General features: G+C 43.0%; 14 protein-coding genes and 1 pseudogene. 8 read left to right on the top strand and 7 right to left on the bottom strand.

The genetic code is table 11. The features are described from left to right. Positions 1-38: 38 nt before the first annotated feature. Entirely contained in the window at positions 39-680 is a 642-nt protein-coding gene (locus FC98_RS05965; protein WP_008856142.1) for an NAD(P)H-binding protein, read from the bottom strand. A 354-nt stretch (positions 681-1,034) separates the two neighbouring features. Further along, positions 1,035-2,120: an Ldh family oxidoreductase gene (locus FC98_RS05960; protein WP_056949314.1), complete on the bottom strand. Its 1,086-nt coding sequence runs from the start codon at positions 2,118-2,120 to the stop codon at positions 1,035-1,037. A 539-nt stretch (positions 2,121-2,659) separates the two neighbouring features. On the opposite strand from FC98_RS05960, the gene FC98_RS05955 reads away from it, so the two are divergent. Continuing rightward, positions 2,660-3,364, top strand: a complete 705-nt coding sequence (locus FC98_RS05955; RefSeq protein ID WP_054654643.1) for an SDR family oxidoreductase — start codon at positions 2,660-2,662, stop codon at positions 3,362-3,364. A 182-nt stretch (positions 3,365-3,546) separates the two neighbouring features. On the opposite strand, the gene FC98_RS05950 is transcribed toward FC98_RS05955, so the two are convergent. From FC98_RS05950 to FC98_RS05940, 3 genes and pseudogenes are all read right to left on the bottom strand, one after another. Then, positions 3,547-4,746 (bottom strand): amidohydrolase, encoded by a 1,200-nt coding sequence (locus FC98_RS05950; protein ID WP_040471179.1) that lies wholly within the window; start codon positions 4,744-4,746, stop codon positions 3,547-3,549. Between the two features lie 24 nt (positions 4,747-4,770). After that, entirely contained in the window at positions 4,771-5,238 is a 468-nt protein-coding gene (locus FC98_RS05945) for a threonine/serine exporter family protein (protein WP_008856137.1), read from the bottom strand. Further along, positions 5,238-6,017: pseudogene (locus tag FC98_RS05940) on the bottom strand (threonine/serine exporter family protein). Before FC98_RS05940 ends, FC98_RS05945 begins: the two are co-directional and overlap by 1 nt. Positions 6,018-6,440: 423 nt before the next feature. Between FC98_RS05940 and FC98_RS05935 the strand changes: the two are divergent. The 5 genes from FC98_RS05935 to FC98_RS05915 all read left to right on the top strand — a co-directional run bounded on the left by FC98_RS05935 (position 6,441) and on the right by FC98_RS05915 (position 11,951). Continuing rightward, the gene (locus FC98_RS05935; protein ID WP_054654641.1) at positions 6,441-7,349 is read left to right on the top strand and encodes a homoserine O-acetyltransferase/O-succinyltransferase family protein; all 909 of its coding nucleotides are present in this window, start codon (positions 6,441-6,443) and stop codon (positions 7,347-7,349) included. A gap of 409 nt (positions 7,350-7,758) precedes the next feature. After that, positions 7,759-8,787: an N-acetyl-gamma-glutamyl-phosphate reductase gene (gene argC, locus FC98_RS05930; RefSeq protein WP_008856133.1), complete on the top strand. Its 1,029-nt coding sequence runs from the start codon at positions 7,759-7,761 to the stop codon at positions 8,785-8,787. A gap of 18 nt (positions 8,788-8,805) precedes the next feature. Beyond that, complete coding sequence (gene argJ / locus FC98_RS05925) at positions 8,806-10,014, top strand: bifunctional glutamate N-acetyltransferase/amino-acid acetyltransferase ArgJ (RefSeq protein WP_054654639.1); 1,209 nt, start codon at positions 8,806-8,808, stop codon at positions 10,012-10,014. 11 nt (positions 10,015-10,025) lie between these two features. Further along, on the top strand, positions 10,026-10,775 hold the full coding sequence (gene argB / locus FC98_RS05920) for an acetylglutamate kinase (RefSeq protein WP_056949313.1): 750 nt from the start codon (positions 10,026-10,028) through the stop codon (positions 10,773-10,775). 15 nt (positions 10,776-10,790) lie between these two features. After that, positions 10,791-11,951: an acetylornithine transaminase gene (locus FC98_RS05915; RefSeq protein WP_008856130.1), complete on the top strand. Its 1,161-nt coding sequence runs from the start codon at positions 10,791-10,793 to the stop codon at positions 11,949-11,951. Between the two features lie 1,040 nt (positions 11,952-12,991). Here the strand turns inward: FC98_RS05915 and FC98_RS05905 are convergent. Continuing rightward, positions 12,992-13,318 carry a heavy metal-binding domain-containing protein gene (locus FC98_RS05905; RefSeq protein ID WP_040470921.1) on the bottom strand — a complete coding sequence of 109 codons (327 nt, stop codon included), beginning with the start codon at positions 13,316-13,318 and terminating at the stop codon, positions 12,992-12,994. A 236-nt stretch (positions 13,319-13,554) separates the two neighbouring features. Then, positions 13,555-14,913, bottom strand: coding sequence for an FAD-dependent oxidoreductase (locus tag FC98_RS05900; RefSeq protein ID WP_054654635.1), 1,359 nt, complete (start codon positions 14,911-14,913; stop codon positions 13,555-13,557). 385 nt (positions 14,914-15,298) lie between these two features. Here FC98_RS05900 and FC98_RS05895 point away from each other — a divergent pair, with 385 nt between their 5' ends. Further along, positions 15,299-16,174 (top strand): RluA family pseudouridine synthase, encoded by an 876-nt coding sequence (locus FC98_RS05895; RefSeq protein ID WP_040470924.1) that lies wholly within the window; start codon positions 15,299-15,301, stop codon positions 16,172-16,174. A 158-nt stretch (positions 16,175-16,332) separates the two neighbouring features. Continuing rightward, positions 16,333-16,509 (top strand): hypothetical protein, encoded by a 177-nt coding sequence (locus FC98_RS14980; RefSeq protein ID WP_169788687.1) that lies wholly within the window; start codon positions 16,333-16,335, stop codon positions 16,507-16,509. The last annotated feature ends 47 nt before the right edge of the window (positions 16,510-16,556 follow it).

Raw genomic sequence — 16,556 nt, 5'->3', positions numbered from 1 at the left:
GTTAACTAGGACTTTTGTCCCAGCCTCATTTCCTACGATTAGTAAAACGATGGCTTGTCCCAATCAGTGTTTGGTTCGTTGACACCAAGACTTTTACGGGCGTATTTACGAGAATTATCTTTCAAAATATCAATAACTAATTGTGCTACCGCTTGACGGGTTACTTGGGTACCACCGAATGGCTGGTTGCTGTCGGTAAGCTCATAGTTAGTATTACCGTCTTTATTGTATAGCCAAGCCAATCTTAATAAGGTGTAAGTCAGATCGGAGTCCTTGATCACTTTGGCGGTTTTAACCCGTTTTATAATCGAACTCTCGATCATACCCGTATTCCACTGACCAAACGGCCCCTTGACCTCGCCTTCAATGCCAAGGACGGTTGCCCCGATGAATTGACGGACGTGGTTGGCATCCATTGCCGTTACAATGTTTTTGACGGAATCAAGATCTCTCATTTCATTCAAATAAACAGCATCAACCCCGTCCATAGCCACATTAAGTGACTGCTGGTCGTTAAAATCGCCATCAATAACGGTTTCTCGCTTAGGGTCGGTCACCTTAATTCGATTATTGGCGTTGCGAGCGTATAATTTGAGATTAAAGTCAGTCTGCTGTAAAAGTGCAGGAATCAAATAACTGGAGATTTGTCCAGCAGCACCTAAAATCAATACGGTTTTCAATTAAATACCTCCTAGTAAAGTGAGCGGATCAAAGCGGTTAGAAGCTGGAGCCTAAGTCATCTCAACCAGAAATCCCGGTTTTGGATTTTTGGTTGAGATGACTTAGGTGCAAGCTTCTGCTTTGAGTAGCTGTCCTAAGGAAAAGTGAGCGTAGCAGAGCGGTTAGCAATCGGAGTGTAAGTCTCCATTGAGAGAAGTTCCCGGGCTTGGAATTTTTCTCGATGGTGTTTATGCGTAGACTTCTGCTCTGCGCAGCTGTCCTAAAATCTGATTAATCGTCTCTACTATAACCCATTCTTCCAAAAAACTGCACGTTTCAGAACTTACAACTAATGAAAACGAAAGATTGTGTTGTTAGATTGCCTTTGGCACGGTAACGTGAGTGTCTTTGCCAATTGTTTCTAATTCCTTCGCGGTTTTATCGTCAATGACAACCCCTTGCTTAAGGTTTTCATCGTAGTGCTTATATTCACGGTCACCTGGGATCATGATGTGGGTGCCAGCAACGTGTTTCAAATGACGGATTCGGTCAAACATTTTGGTAGCCGATTGCTTGAGATCTTCAAGGTCACCAAATAATTCAGGATTGATGGTTAAGAAGAACTGGCTGAAGTCGTGTTTGCCAGGCTTATTGGTATCGGCGGAAATTGATCCTTGGGCTAAGATTCCGGTGAGTAATTCGACAACGAGCGAATTACCAAACCCCTTATAATTAGAATTTTGCTCAAGTAAGCCGCCTAGTGTTAGAACCCCTCCGCCAGGTTCATCTTCGGTGAAAGCAACCTTTGCCAGGTTGTCCTCAACTTTTTGAGCGTCACTAACGACGTGCCGTTGATCATCAACCGCCCAGTCGCCCGGAATTGGCTTGTTATTCTTAGCCAGAACTTGAATTTTACCGCTGGAAACAATCGAAGTGGCCCCGTCAAAGACAAATGGATGTGGATCAGCAGGGAAGGTGAAGGCAAATGTGTTGGAACCTAGGAATGCTTCGGTAGCGTTAGTGGGGACAACCAGTGGCCGGGTGTTGGTCAGAGCAATTCCAATTAAGCCTTGTTTTGCGGCCAAACGAGCGTAGTAGCCTGCTGTTCCAAAGTGGTTTGAATTGCGAATTACCGCAAGCGAAATTCCCAGTTTCTTAGTTTTTTCAATGAGGCTGTTCATCGCAAACGCTGACGCAATTTGACCCATATTTTTATTGGCATCAATTAATAAGCTGGTAGGGGTTTCTTTTAATACCTTAACCTTGTTCTTCGGCTCAATAATATGTTCTTTAATCATGCTGGTATACCAGGCAAGTCGTTGAATGCCATGTGATGAGATACCTCGTAAGTCGGCATCGACTAGTGTATCGGCAAGTAATGAACCATCGTGTTCTGAAAATCCGTCTGCAGCAAATACCTTCTCTAAAAATGTTTTTTCTGATGATGAACTGATTCGCATCAGATCCGCTTCCCTTCAAATTTGTTAAGTTCATTAGACAAAAAATTCCCCGCACAAAAATTAATTTGTACAGGGACGAATCATGTCGTGGTACCACCCAACTTTGTAATCCAACTCACATTGAATTACCTTAAAAATGCAATCAAAAAGAATCGCATTCTGGGAAATATTGCGCCCAAACGTGTATCAAGCTTCCACTGTCAACATGACTCCGAGTTCATCTTCACTAATCCTGTCAACCTGCCCTTTCAGCTACCAGCAGTCTCTTTTAGATGACTGAACTAATTACTCTTCTCATTAACGTCTAATGCCTATTTAACATTGACAATAGAACATGAGTGATAGTTTGTCAATTGAAATTTGAAAATGAATGATGATGAGCAACTGATATTGCGGGCGTTTTGACTGTTTTAAAAATAAACCTGAAAACAACTTTTTTAATAAGCTGAGAAACAGACTAGCCATTGGATTATACTAAGATTATAGTTTCCTGTGAAATGATGTTTTTCAATTGTTAAGAATTTAAAAGGGAGTGCGTGATGATTAAAACTGTATTAGTAACTGGTGGGACTAGTGGCTTTGGTAAAGCTGCCGCGAAGCTTTTAAAGAAGCAGGGCAACCAGGTCATTGTCGTTAGTCGCAATCAGAAGAAGATTAATGAAACGATGGACCAGCTTCATGTTGATGGCTTTTCAGCTGATATCTCAAAGAAAGCAGAATGGGATCGGTTATTTGCCTATGTTCAGGAAAAGTATGGCCGGCTAGATTTATTGGTTAATTGTGCAGGGGCTGCAATTACAGTTGCCCCGCTGTTTGACCAAACGGAACAGCAAATCGATCAAAGTGTTCAGACTAACTTGATGGGTGTGATTTGGGGTTGTGACACGTTTGGTCCAATGATGGCCCAACAACGGTCTGGCACTATTATTAACGTTGCAAGTGTCTGTGCAACCCATGCGTGGCCTGGCTTTAGTGTATACGCGGCCGCCAAAGCAGGTGTCCGCAGTTTTTCAAAATCATTATATGTCGAGCTTCGGGAAAAGGGGGTGCGGGTCACCTGTTTGATTCCGGGAGGCGGCGACACTAATTTTGGAATTGCGGCAGGAACGGGACCTGATAATGATGCTTTACTCAAAGCGAATGATGTTGGCCAAGCAATCCTTGATATTTGGAATTTGCCTGAACACGTGGTTGTTGAAGAAACGACGGTTTGGGGGATCGATCAGCAAGTTGAACCACTTTAAATTTAGACTAACTGGTAGCTGATTTCATCATACAACGGCCTTACGCAAGCCTTCTTAGTTCTGGAAGGGTTATGTAAGGCCATTATATTCTAGCGTCAACTAGTTATTATAAAATTAATGAGGGTAATCAAATGAACAAATAATTGTTTCGGGCAGCCGCTTTTGATTAATCCTAGCTTTGGTTACTTATCAAAATCGCTCAAATAACTAACAGTGGCTGTTCCGGCGGCTTTCGCTGCAATCAATAGACATTTTTCATTCATCAGAAAATCCGGGCTGTGATGGGGGTGATTGGCACCGTCGTCAGTCATACAGCCGACATACAGAAAACTGCTGGGTTTCTTTTGCGCAAAGTAGGCAAAATCCTCCGAGGGATCTTGGGGACCGAAGTCAGTGATTTGCGTGACTTGGGGAATTTGGGCCTGCTTAAGTTCCTTTATAATAGCTTCAGTGAATTTCGGATTATTGTACAAAACTGGGTAGTTATCGTCATAATCTAACTGGGCTTTGACGCCAAAAGTGGTTTCGATTCCGTGGCTAATTTGGCTAATTTGTTCCCGGATCTTTTGTCGAGTAGCTTCTTTCATCACCCGAACATCGCCTTTGAGCGTAACGGTTTCTTTGATTGCATTAAACGAACCGGCGCCATCAAACGAGCCAATTGTGACACTGGCGGTATCAAATGGATCAATTCGACGTGAGACAACGGTTTGCAAAGCCGTAACGAAATAACTACCAGCAATAATTGCATCGTTTGAAAGGTGGGGCATTGAGGCATGCCCGCCCTTACCGGTAAATTTGACAGTGAAGTCTGAACGGCCAGTTTGGCTTTCTCCGAGATGATAACCAATTGCGCCAGTCGGCATCGAAGACATGACGTGGATACCAATGACGTTGTCGACACCATCCAGAGCACCGTCAGCAATCATTGACTTGGCGCCGCCGGGGGAGACTTCCTCAGCAGGCTGGTGAATGATTCTAATAGAACCCTTTAGTTGATCTTTAATGGCAATCAAGTTTTTGGCTAATACCATCATGTAGGCAGTATGACCATCGTGGCCGCATGCGTGCATGACCCCTGGATTTTTAGACTTAAAGGGGAGCGTGTTGTCTTCTTGAATTGCTAAAGCGTCAAAGTCTGCCCGTAATGCGAGCTTTGGGCCGGGATGGCCGCTATCAATATCGACGATCATGCCATAGCCGTCACCACAACTGCGAACAGTACAGTCTAGGCCTTGGTAATAATTTTTGATGTATTGAGAGGTGTTCTTTTCTTTGAATGATAATTCAGGGTATTCGTGGAAATGTCTTCGCAGTTGAATCATTTCGTCTTCCGATTGTTCCAATCGACTCATTAATTCTGAATAGACATCGTTACTCATATTAATTGACTCCTTTAATTTCAATTATTTGGTGGGGGTGGATTGGCACCCGTTGACGGCCCGCATTAGTAAGGGCTTCATCCGGTAAAAGATCACTTCAGCAACTACGAAACCAACTGCAAGTGAAATGGCAATCGTGAGCGTGTTAAATAGGTATTGAGAGGTTGGGGCTTCCTTTCCTAAAGTAAAGCTGCGCATCCCTAAATACAAAATTCCCCCGGGCACCAGTGAAACTAAGCTTGGGACATAGATAATGTTAACGGGAACCCGGAAGATAACTGCCGAGATGTTTCCCAAAATACCAATGACGATTGCTGCCGTAAAGTTTGGTAGAATCAGGCCGGGGTAGACTTGAAGAACTAAGTAGTATGCAACCCAGGCGAGAGAACCGGTAATCCCAGCTGGTAATAAGGACCGTTTGGGAACATTTGTAATGAGGCCAAAGCCAACGGTTGATAAAAAGCTCACGATAAATTCAATTAGTACCCGCATCAAAAGCCCCCAATCATGTGTGCCAGCATTGAGCAAAGTGATGTGCCAATCACGACGCCGGCACCAATTGAACCAGCGATGATCACGGCATCAACGGCTCTGACAACCCCAGAGATGGTATTACGATCAACAATTTCACGAAACGAGTTGGTAATCGCCACGCCAGGAACGAGTGGCATTAGCGCGCTGACGATAATGTTGCCCGCACTTGTGGCAATTCCCATTGTTTGAAGAATTGCTGCCAAGATGCCAACAATGAAGCCGCCGCAACCTGCCGCAACGTACGGGGTGATTATTTTGCGACTGGCTAGTTGGGCACCGAGATAGCCGAAAATTCCAACGAAGAATGCCAATCCTAAATCAGCCCAAGTTGCTTTAAATAAAAGCATCGGTGCAACGGAAACAACTCCAGCACCAAAGATCTTCTGTGGTCAGGTAAAATCGATTACCTTCTTGTCAATTTGATCAATCGTTTTTTTAAGCTCAGTAAAGCTGATTTTGCCCTTAACGAATTTTCGTGACGTCGTGTTAATCTCATCGACCTTTTCCAAATTAAAGTCGCCTAGGCGAACTTTAACTAAATGGGTACGGCTTTGTTGGTTGGTCCCAACGAAGAGGGCGGTGATTGTCGCGTGACAGCTAATATCAAAATTAGCGGCCCGCCCGATGTATTCAACCGTGCTTTCGACCCTGGACGTTTCAGCGCCACAGGTTAATAAAATTTTACCGATTTTTCCGCAAACCGCGATTAATTCATCTTCAGAAATTGGGTTATTCATAATGGCCCCCTTAAATGACTAATGAATTTATTATAAGCGTATTTAGAATGAATAAGCACAGAAATTTTATAACAAGTTGACACCCTGTTAGAACGATGCTAAAGTTATCAGCAATTATTAAAGATTGATTAGACATTGAGGAGAAGAGTAGTGTCTATGTGGTTAATACAGAGAGCTTCGATTGGTGAGAGAAGTGGCCACAGCGATATGAAGATGAGCTCTGAGTCTGACACTCGGTTGAAAAGCTAGGGTGTCCGGTCGCAACCGATAACTTGCCGAGTTTTCCTTATCTAAGGAGTACTTATGGAGACTGTCACTGTGAGGTGATGGTAAATCAGGGTGGTGTCACGAAGCTTTCGTCCCGTAGTTATAATCATTAACTATGGCCGAAAGTTTTTTTATTTTGTTAAGGAGATGATTGAGATGACGGTAAACGCAACTAATGGCTTGATTCGTGCTGACGGTGAGTGGCCTGATTGTTCGCTTAAAGATCCCATATCAATTGTGGTATTGAATTTAATGCCAACGCGGAAAACAACCGAATTACAATTTTTGTCACGATTTGATGACTGTCAATTTGATGTGCAATTAACTTTTATGTACCCAGCCACTCATCATTTCAACGGAGCGCCCAGAAAACTGATCGAAAAAAATTATGTCAACCTGACGCAAATTTACCACCAGCAGTTTGATGGCTTAATTATTACCGGAGCACCGGTTGAGACACTGCCGTTTGAGGATGTCGATTACTGGCAGGAAATTAGTACCATTATTGATTGGGCAAAAACCCACGTAAAAGAAAAGCTTTTTGAATGCTGGGCAGCTCAGGCTGGTTTATATCATGATTTTGGGATTCAAAAACAATTACTGCCAGCAAAGTTGTTTGGGATATACACCGCGACAAAAGTTGATCTTCACTCACCGCTGACGGCTGGATTTGATGCCGATTATCCAATTCGGATGCCGCAATCTCGGAATACACAGAGCATTATAAATGAAACCCATTTACCGAATGGATTAAGGATAGTTGTCTCCGCTAGGCAATCGGGTCCAATGATCTTATCAGGCGACCACACGACATATATTACCGGCCATCCTGAGTATCAAGCTCAAACGCTAGCGCAGGAATATCAACGTGATCTTAATAAACACTTACCAATTCAACCTCCCAAAAACTATTTTAAGAATATGGCAATGGGGATGGTTGATTATTCATGGCGGACTGCCAGTACCAAAATTTATGAGAATTGGGTACGACTCTTAGTAAATAGACAGAGCAGCTTAGCGGTGTGGCCACAAGCAAAAGCCAAGCAAGATATTAGCCCAGTTTAACAAGGGAGAGAGGGTTAATGTCTTTGTGATCAACGCGCTTGTTAGTTAATGTGTCTTTTAAGCATCGTGAACAATTTTAAAAGTTAGCGTCATTAGTGACTCATTCTAAAAATAGGATGGATGACTGACGAACGCTAACTTTTTAGTGTGTCTGGAATTAGTTGATTAGCGTCGTAGAAATCATCTTTATGCGATGAACTGATTTATTATGCAATAAAGCAAGAGCAAAACGAGAAATAATTGCCCAAAATAATTAAATGATTATCAGCGGAAATATGAATAAAAATATAAATTAAAAAATATTTATGAATAAAACTAAAAACTATTGCATTTATCACACCAAAATTGTAAACTATTTTCAATTCATTAATATTCCACAATTATGAATATTTAACTGCGAGGCGATTAGATGCAAGTAGCATTAGTTGGCATAACCGGATATGCGGGGATGGTCCTTTATCAACTCCTACAAAAGCATTCCGGTGTTACAAAGATTCATCTTTACGATCACAAGTTAGCGGCCCCCACCAAACTATCCCACGTTGTTCCGATCTTTAGTGGTGATCACACGGCGGTATTCCCATATGATGACGAGGCGATTATTAGCGATAATGATGTTGTTTTTTTCGCAACTTCAGCTGGCGTTACCGCAAAAGTAGCCCCTACATATTTGACGGCAAAGTTTCCAGTGATTGACTTATCGGGTGATATGCGATTAGACAGTGAAGCTCAGTATACGGAATGGTATCGCAAGCCAGCTGCCCCAGAAAAGTTTCTGCGCCAAGCCCACTATGGACTTGCTGACTTTGAATCGGCAAAGGGCCAAATCTATGTTGCTAATCCAGGCTGTTACGCGACGGCAACGTTGCTAGGATTGGCACCGCTTGTCCAAAATGATTTGATTGATGCGGATAGTATTATTGTCGACGCCAAATCTGGTACGACTGGTGCGGGTAAGACGCCCCATGCTATGACGCATTTCGCGCAAGTGAATGAAAACATACAAATATATAAACCCAACCAACATCAACATATTCCGGAAATAATGTTGGAATTACAAAAATGGAATCAGCGGGTGCCGGCCATCCAATTTATGACGACTTTGCTACCAATTAACCGAGGAATCATGAGCACGATTTACGCAAAGGTAAAGTCCGGGGTGACGTCTAAGCAATTGATGGCAGCATACACGAAGATGTATCAAAGCAAGTCTTTTATTAACTATACGGGTGATCAATTGCCAGCTATCAAGCAAGTTGTTGGCACTAACAACTGCGATATTGGGATGGTCTATAACCGAGTAACAAACGTGGTGACGGTTAACAGCGTTATTGATAATTTATTAAAAGGAGCCGCTGGCCAGGCTGTTCAAAATTTCAATCAAATGTTTGGTTATCCAGAAACTGAGGGCTTGAAATTACAGCCATTTTTACCATAACAAAAGGAGATCGATAGGATGCAAATGACAAGTGAGAATTCGATTGAGGTAACGGCGTTCACGTGGCCAACGGGCTTTTATAGTGATGCAACTCACGCTGGGTTAAAAGAAGCGCAAGATGACATGGGGTGGCTTTATTCTCAAGTACCCGCTAGTGCCGCTGGGGTGTACACAACCAATCAGTTTCAGGCGGCACCAACCAAATTAACGAAGGCCACGATTAACCGGCAGTATCAATTGCAGGCAGTCATCGTCAATAGTGGAAATGCAAATTCGTGTAATGGGTCCCAGGGTGAAACGGACGCCTTGATGATGCAGTCATTGGCGGCCAATAAGCTCCAGATTGATCAACAGTTAGTTGCCGTGGCATCCACGGGTGTCATTGGTGAGCCACTGCCAATGGCCAAGATTAAGACGGGAATTAGTCAGCTTGCTTTATCACAGTCGGTAGGGATCACGCAGGCGGTTTTGACAACCGATACCCATTCCAAGACGATCACCGTTAAATGCCTGATTGATCAACAGTTAGTAACCATCACAGGCTTTTGTAAGGGGTCTGGAATGATTCATCCTAACATGGCGACAATGCTCGGGTTTGTGACGACAGACGCCGCAATTGACGGTCAGCATTTGCAAGAACTATTAAGCACAACGGTTGACGAGACGTTTAACCAAATTACGGTTGATGGCGATACGTCCACAAACGATATGGTGATGGTAATGGCGAACGGAATGGCTGGAAATAAGCCGTTAACCCAAAATAGTGATGATTATCCAACCTTTGTACAAGCCTTCAAACGGGTTTTGACCCATTTGGCGCAAGAGATTGCTGGTGATGGTGAAGGTGCTTCTAAATTAGTTGAGGTAAACGTTACGGGTGCGTTTAATCATCTTGAAGCCCAGCAAGTGGCCAAGGCAATTGTTGGCTCCAACTTGGTTAAGGCGATGATTTTTGGTGCCGATGCCAATTGGGGCAGAGTTATGCAAGCAATTGGGCAAACGACGGCTCATGTGGATATTAATGGCGTTAGCGTTTCGATTAATGGCATGCAGTTGGTCAAAAATAGTGTGGCTGCGATAGTCGATGATCATAAGGTGTCAGCAAGCCTCAACAATAAGCAGGTTTCGATAGCCGTTGACTTAAATGCTGGTGTTGCGGAAGGGACTGCGTGGGGTTGTGACTTGACGTACAAGTATGTTCAGATTAACGCGTCATATAGAAGTTAGGGGATGGCAACATGGGACAAACGATTGTGATTAAAATTGGTGGCAATGCAACAACCCACTTGTCACCAGCCTTCTATCAACAGTTAGCTTCTTGGCATCAAGCCGGTAAGCAAGTGCTGATCGTTCATGGTGGCGGACCGCAGATATCTCAGTGGAGTAGCCAGCTGAATTTACCCGTCAGCAAAATTAATGGCATTCGGGTAACCGGGTTGGAAACGCTGAAAGTAACTCAGGCTGTCCTTCTTGGATTGGTACAGCCCAACCTATGCAGGCACTTAGCTGATCATAAAATACCGGCGCTAAGCTTGAATGGTGCAGGAATCCCGATTATTCAGGGCGCGTATCTTGACAAGGCTGTGTATGGTGAAGTTGGCAAGGTGACAGGTGTTAACTGTGATTATATCAATCAGGTATTAGAACGGCAGATTGGCGTCTGTGCGCCACTAGCCATTACAAAGGATGGGAAGGTACTTAACGTTAATGGTGACGTCGCCGCGGCAGCAGTTGCTAAGTTACTTGGCGCAGAAAAATTGGTGCTACTAACGGATGTTCCAGGGATTATGGTAGCCAATCACGTAGTAGGCAGTTTGACACCAGGAAAAGCAAAACAATTAGTCGAGAAAGAGATCATTCAATCAGGGATGAGGCCTAAAATCACGGCAGCATTTGAGGCATTAAGAAGTGGTGTCAAGGAAGTAGCAATTACTAATGAACTGAAACATTCTGGAACCAGCTTGACTACCACACAAGCCGCAATTTAAAGGAGATCAATCAAAATGGCAACTATTTTTCCAACTTATAAACAATATCCAATGGAGATTGTGAGCGGACACGACTGGCATCTCACTGATGATGATGGTAAAACGTACCTGGATTTTACAAGTGGCATTGGTGTCTGCAGTTTTGGCTATAGTAATTCTTGGATCGAGCAGCGGGTGTCTAATCAGCTGGGTAAGATTTGGCATACGTCAAATTTGTATCCAAGCAGCCTCCAAACAGAAGTCGCACGAATGTTATGTCCTGAAGGAATGCTGGCTTTCTTTTGTAATTCGGGGACTGAAGCAAATGAAGCGGCGTTTAAGCTTGCCCGAAAGTACACGGGCAAAAGCAAAGTGTTAGCGTTTAATAATGGCTTTCACGGCCGGACGTTTGGATCGATGTCCTTAACGGGTAATCAAGCGATTCAAACCGGGTATACACCATTAGTTCCTGGGATTGAATTTGCGGATTACAATGACCCCCAAGCGGTAAAGAAAATAACGAACGATTTTGCGGCCGTTATTCTTGAAGTGATTCAAGGAGAAGGTGGGGTATACGCTGGCAATGCCGATTGGCTGCAAGCCATATCTAAAAGATGCCATGAAATGAACGTGTTGCTAATTGTTGATGAAGTTCAGACGGGAATCGGCCGGACCGGAACAAAGTTTGCTTACCAGCAATTTGACATGGATCCAGATATTATCACCAGTGCGAAGGCTTTGGGAAATGGCCTGCCAATTGGGGCAATGCTTGGGAAAGAAACCTTGGCGTCAGCGTTTGGCCCTGGCACGCATGGAACAACGTTTGGCGGTAATAAAGTCGCTTTGTCAGCTGCCAAGGCGGTCTTAGAACAACTGACACCGGAATTTTTAACTCAGGTCCAACAAAAGAGTCAAGCTCTTTTTGCGGCAATGAATGAAAAACTTGTGCCATTATCAGTCGTCGATAGTATCAGTGGTAAGGGACTGATGATTGGGGTTCATCTGAATAATCAAGTGAAAGTGGCTGAGGTGATCGCAGAACTGCAACAACAGGGGATACTGACGCTGCCAGCCAACCATAATACACTTAGATTACTGCCGCCATTAGTGATGAGTGAGGCAGATTTGTTAGAAGGGGTCGATCAAATTACCGAGGTGCTTGAGACAATTGGTGCCGCGGTTAACTCAGAAGTTTAGGTGCTTGGAGTTGAATTTCTATTCCGGTCTTAATAAGTAAGAATAGTTATTGAAAGATGATGGCATCTTTAGAATGAGAGTATAACTAGTTTGAATTTTAGCCAATAGTGGAGAAGAAGGGCATTTGATGAATAGAGAAGGGCCAAACCAATTTCAACATAGGTTATTATATGTATTAATATTTTTGTTTATAATAATTGCAATCGGCTCAATGATACTTGTACAAGACAGGATCTGGCCGGTTAGTCTTGGAGTAGGCGCTCAACTTTTCAGTTTATCCATCCTTCTGTGGTATTTGTACGGATTAATGATTTATAATGTTTATCACCGTCAAGACCTGGATACGGGAAATGGCAACTTTTGGGTATCTACGCCGAGTGGAAGGCGGATAAATCCGTACACTAAGAGTGGTCTCATCACTATTACAGTGGTTAATGTTTTTTGCACAACTGCGTTTATAATTATTTTTTTGCTGTTAATATGGTAAATTCTCGGTGTACCAAAAGGGCCCAGCTAGAAACTGAAATTCGTCAGTTTTCTAACTGGGTCTAGTTTGGGTTATATGAGTTCATTGATTGCGGACAGCTGTACAAAGCAAGGCTTGGGACATGAATGCTTCGTTACGCTCGTTTTAGTTTTACTAAGACAGCTTCCTAAAACTGCTTAGTGGTTGTTCTATGTTACATTGAGTAGGATCGCTCCGTAAAGCAGAAGCTTGCACCTAAGTCATCTCAACCAAAAATCCAAACTCGGGATACAGTTTAAAATTACATGGATCTAGACTTTTAGGTTTCATAGAGTAGGACTGCTCCGCAAAGCAGAGACTTGCATCTAAGGTGCTTCCGACTTAAGGCCCGGGCTTGGGCTTAAGTCGGAAGTACCTTAGACTCCAGTCTCTAACCGCTTTGTTACGCTCACTTTTTCTTAGGACAGCTCCTCCAGGCAGCAATCTGCGTGTAAGCACCTCCAGCAAAAATTCCAAAACCAGGAATTTTCGCTGGAGGAGACTTACACTCCGATTACTAACCGCCTGGATCCGCTCACTTGAATTTTACCGCCGTTCCATACGCAGCTACTGACTGCATATCTGCACTAATTGATCCTGAATCAAACCGCATCATAACAACTGCATCGCCGCCCATTTTCTTAGCATTGTCTTCCAAACGTTCAACGGCAATATCTCTGGCTTCATCAAGCATCTTGGTATAGTCTTTGATTTCGCCACCGACAATGTTTTTTAGGCCAGCGCCAATGTTTCTGACAACGTTCTTAGATTGCGTGGTTAATCCAAATACTTCGCCAATGACTTCATATTCCTTACCAGGAATGTTTTCAGTTGTTGTGATGATAAAATGATTGTCTGCCATAATTAAATCCCACCTTATTAACTTATGTGCCATTAGTATAATCGCTTACAGCTGTGATTGCCATTGGATCGGTAATTATTTGATTTGTTATACATACAAAAAAGGAGATTGGGCAAGAATTACGTTGCGCCAATCCCCAGCATAGTGAGACGTTCATGTGGTTTAGAAAGATCGTCATCACGATGCAGTAGTATTATAACGTGGTTATTTTCATTTGACAAAATTGTCAGGAATTATTATTTGGTGGCCGGATCGGCTGCTTTAGCCTCTTGTTCTTGGGCGGCCTGAGCTAAAATATTTAAGTAATTAAATGGCCGATCAAATTGGGGCTGGAATAACATATCAACCATTGCTAAGTCGTCAATGGTGTTTTCGTTTTGAATGCAAACGGATAGCGTATTAGCAGATTGGGATACGTCGTAAGTACTCAATAGTGAGCCACCAAGAATTCGGCGAGAATTTGGATCGTATACCAATGACATTAATACTGGTTCCGTGCTTGGCATGAATTCAGGTCGGTAGTTATCTTTAACGATGACTTCATGGGCATTAACCCCTTGCTGTTTAGCAGCGGCCATTGTTAATCCGGTTGAAACAATCGTTTTGTCGTAAAGCTTGAGACCTGACGACGACTGAGTTCCCATGTATTTAACGGTTTGTTTAGCAATGTTTTTGCCAACCAAGATGCCTTGGCGAACCGCATTAGTAGCAAGTGGAATGTAAGCAAGACTGTGAGTTGGATTGTAATGGACAGCAACACTATCACCAGCTCCGAAGATATCAGGGTCGGATGTTTGCATATATTCGTTTGTAATTAAAGCGCCGTTCTCGGTGGTTGCGAGTTTTCCCTGAAGTAAACTCGTATTTGGTTTGAACCCAACACACATTACCACCAAGTCAGTTTCATAAGAACCCTTAGTAGTTTTGATGGTAACCGTGTCGTCACCAGAAATTTCAGTTACCTGTTGGTCAAGGCCGAGAGTGACACCATGATCAGTAAAGTCTTTTTCAACAACATCGGTAAATTGTTTATCAAAGTACTTGCTCATAATTCGGTCGGCACCATCGATTAATGTGACTTCATGGCCGGTCGTGCTATAAGCTTCAGCAAGTTCAGCACCAATATAGCCAGCTCCAACAATGGTAATTCGTTTTTTAGAAGGCGCGGTTTCAAACAACTTTTGGGCGTGGTTCCAGTTCTTACATAGATAAACGTTTTTGTTATCAATTCCTTTAATTGGTGGGATGACTGGCCAAGAACCGGTGGTCACAACTAATTTGTCGTAATGATCATCGAAACTTTGATTATCTGCAAGATTAGTGACACTAATTGTTTTAGATTGTGGATCAACGTTAGTCACTTCATGATTCATCTTGACGGTGGCACCAAGCTTCGTCAATTCCTCTGGGCTGGAATAAAAGAGTCCCTGAGGATCCTTTACATGACCGCCCAAATAGAGGGCAATGCCACACGAAAGAAACGAAATATTGTCATTTTTCTCATAAACAGTGACCTGAGCATCAGGATTTTCTGCTAAAATAGTTTTGATCGCAAAGGTCCCCGCATGTGTACAACCAATAACTGCAATTTTCATATTATTTTCCCCTTAGTTAGTAAAGTGAGCGGAACAAAGCGATTAGAAATCGGCCTGTAAGTCTCCTCTAACGGGAATCCCTGGTTTTGGAATTTTCGTTAAAGATGCTTATACGCAGATTTCTGCTTTGTGCAGCTGTCCTGTAAAAAATTCACAAGCAATGCCTGTACTTATATATTACAAGTAATAAAAGGGATGTCAACTGCTGATAGACCGTCCTTATTGGATATGAAGGTTAGTTCACATACAACCGTTTTAGCGGTGACGGGGATTTGCGGGTCGCCAAATCAGTTGTATACAATTGAAAAATATTTTTATATATTGATTTCCACATGATGATTTTGAAATATTTTTACAGATGAAGATTTACCTAAAGGAGACAAATTTGAAATTTACTTGGAAAAGCACATCAGATGATCCTGATACGTTGAAAAAATTTTTAAATGCTAAGGGAATTAGTCATCGGATGTATAAGCGCATTAAAACTGGTGGTGGCAGTTTTAAAATTAATGGCGTAGCGGCTTCTGGTAGTCAGCTTGAACCTGGTGACGTGGTTGAAGTTGTGTTACCAGACGAGGTGAGTGACCCTAACGTTGCTGTTAGTGATCAGCCAATTGAAGTGGTTTATGAAGACGACAACTGGCTGGTTGTTAACAAGCCGGCGGGGTTAACCGTTGTTCCTGGTCCAGCCAACCGGGATGACACGTTAGTCAACCGAGTGAAAGCACATTTGGTTAACGCGCATGCTGTTAATTTAGTTCCCCATATTATTACCCGGCTCGATCGGTTTACCAGTGGTTTAGTATTAGTTGCGAAACATGGCTTAGCAAATAGTTTGGCAAATGAAATGCTAGCTAAGAAGACGCTTTATAAACAGTACGCGGCGGTTGTGGCCGGCAAGGGGTTAGCGGCGCATGGCGTGATTAATCACCCAATCGCGAAGGACCCGAATGGTTACGGTCAGATTATTTCAGACGCGGGCAAAAGCGCCCTGACGGAATATTGGGTTGAACGTCAATTTTCCGACAGAACATTAGTCAAAGTGGTTCTGCACACGGGGCGGACGCATCAAATTCGGGTGCACTTTGCGGCGATTGGTCACCCACTGCTAGGGGATGCCTTATATAGCGGGCCGATGGATCTAGGAATTGATCGGCAAGCCCTGCACGCAACGAATTTGGAATTTGTCGACCCATTCTCAAAAAAGCAGCTAACTTTTGAAAGTCAACTGCCAGAGGACGTTTCCCGGATTCTTGATTAGAAACCTACTCATCTTGTGTACAACTGAACGTTGCTGTAACAACAACTTATTGTATAATAAAATTATTAATTAGAATTCAATGAAAGCGACATCATTTTAGTTGTCTTTTCTCCTTACCATGTTATGATTACATCATCAATTGAAGGAGGAGACTAGATATGTCTACCAATGGTGAACCGGATCAGACGGTTCAAAAAATTATTGCTGAGATGGAAACGAATTTAGCCGTATTATCATGGATGAAGGGTACCGCAAATAACGAGGAAGTCCAAGCACATATTCGTGCACTTAAGGCTGAATTGTTAAAAACAAAGACTGATTTGATTAAGGCATAATGACAACGTTGCTTTTGGATAGGCACTAGTTTTTGACGACTATAATC

The sequence above is a fragment of the Lentilactobacillus kisonensis DSM 19906 = JCM 15041 genome (assembly GCF_001434135.1).
Classification (GTDB): domain Bacteria; phylum Bacillota; class Bacilli; order Lactobacillales; family Lactobacillaceae; genus Lentilactobacillus; species Lentilactobacillus kisonensis.
The sequence above is the reverse complement of the archived record's forward strand: the minus strand, read 5'-3'. Positions and strand labels throughout refer to the sequence as shown.

Bases quoted from the DNA above. Each gene is read 5' to 3' on its own strand.
- FC98_RS05900 (WP_054654635.1), bottom strand. From the start codon at position 14,913: ATGAAAATTGCAGTTATTGGTTGTACACATGCGGGGACCTTTGCGATC.
- FC98_RS05960 (WP_056949314.1), bottom strand. From the start codon at position 2,120: ATGCGAATCAGTTCATCATCAGAAAAAACATTTTTAGAGAAGGTATTT.
- argC (WP_008856133.1), top strand. From the start codon at position 7,759: ATGCAAGTAGCATTAGTTGGCATAACCGGATATGCGGGGATGGTCCTT.
- FC98_RS05945 (WP_008856137.1), bottom strand. From the start codon at position 5,238: ATGCGGGTACTAATTGAATTTATCGTGAGCTTTTTATCAACCGTTGGC.
- FC98_RS05935 (WP_054654641.1), top strand. From the start codon at position 6,441: ATGACGGTAAACGCAACTAATGGCTTGATTCGTGCTGACGGTGAGTGG.
- FC98_RS05950 (WP_040471179.1), bottom strand. From the start codon at position 4,746: ATGAGTAACGATGTCTATTCAGAATTAATGAGTCGATTGGAACAATCG.
- FC98_RS05915 (WP_008856130.1), top strand. From the start codon at position 10,791: ATGGCAACTATTTTTCCAACTTATAAACAATATCCAATGGAGATTGTG.
- argB (WP_056949313.1), top strand. From the start codon at position 10,026: ATGGGACAAACGATTGTGATTAAAATTGGTGGCAATGCAACAACCCAC.
- argJ (WP_054654639.1), top strand. From the start codon at position 8,806: ATGCAAATGACAAGTGAGAATTCGATTGAGGTAACGGCGTTCACGTGG.
- FC98_RS05955 (WP_054654643.1), top strand. From the start codon at position 2,660: ATGATTAAAACTGTATTAGTAACTGGTGGGACTAGTGGCTTTGGTAAA.
- FC98_RS14980 (WP_169788687.1), top strand. From the start codon at position 16,333: ATGTCTACCAATGGTGAACCGGATCAGACGGTTCAAAAAATTATTGCT.
- FC98_RS05905 (WP_040470921.1), bottom strand. From the start codon at position 13,318: ATGGCAGACAATCATTTTATCATCACAACAACTGAAAACATTCCTGGT.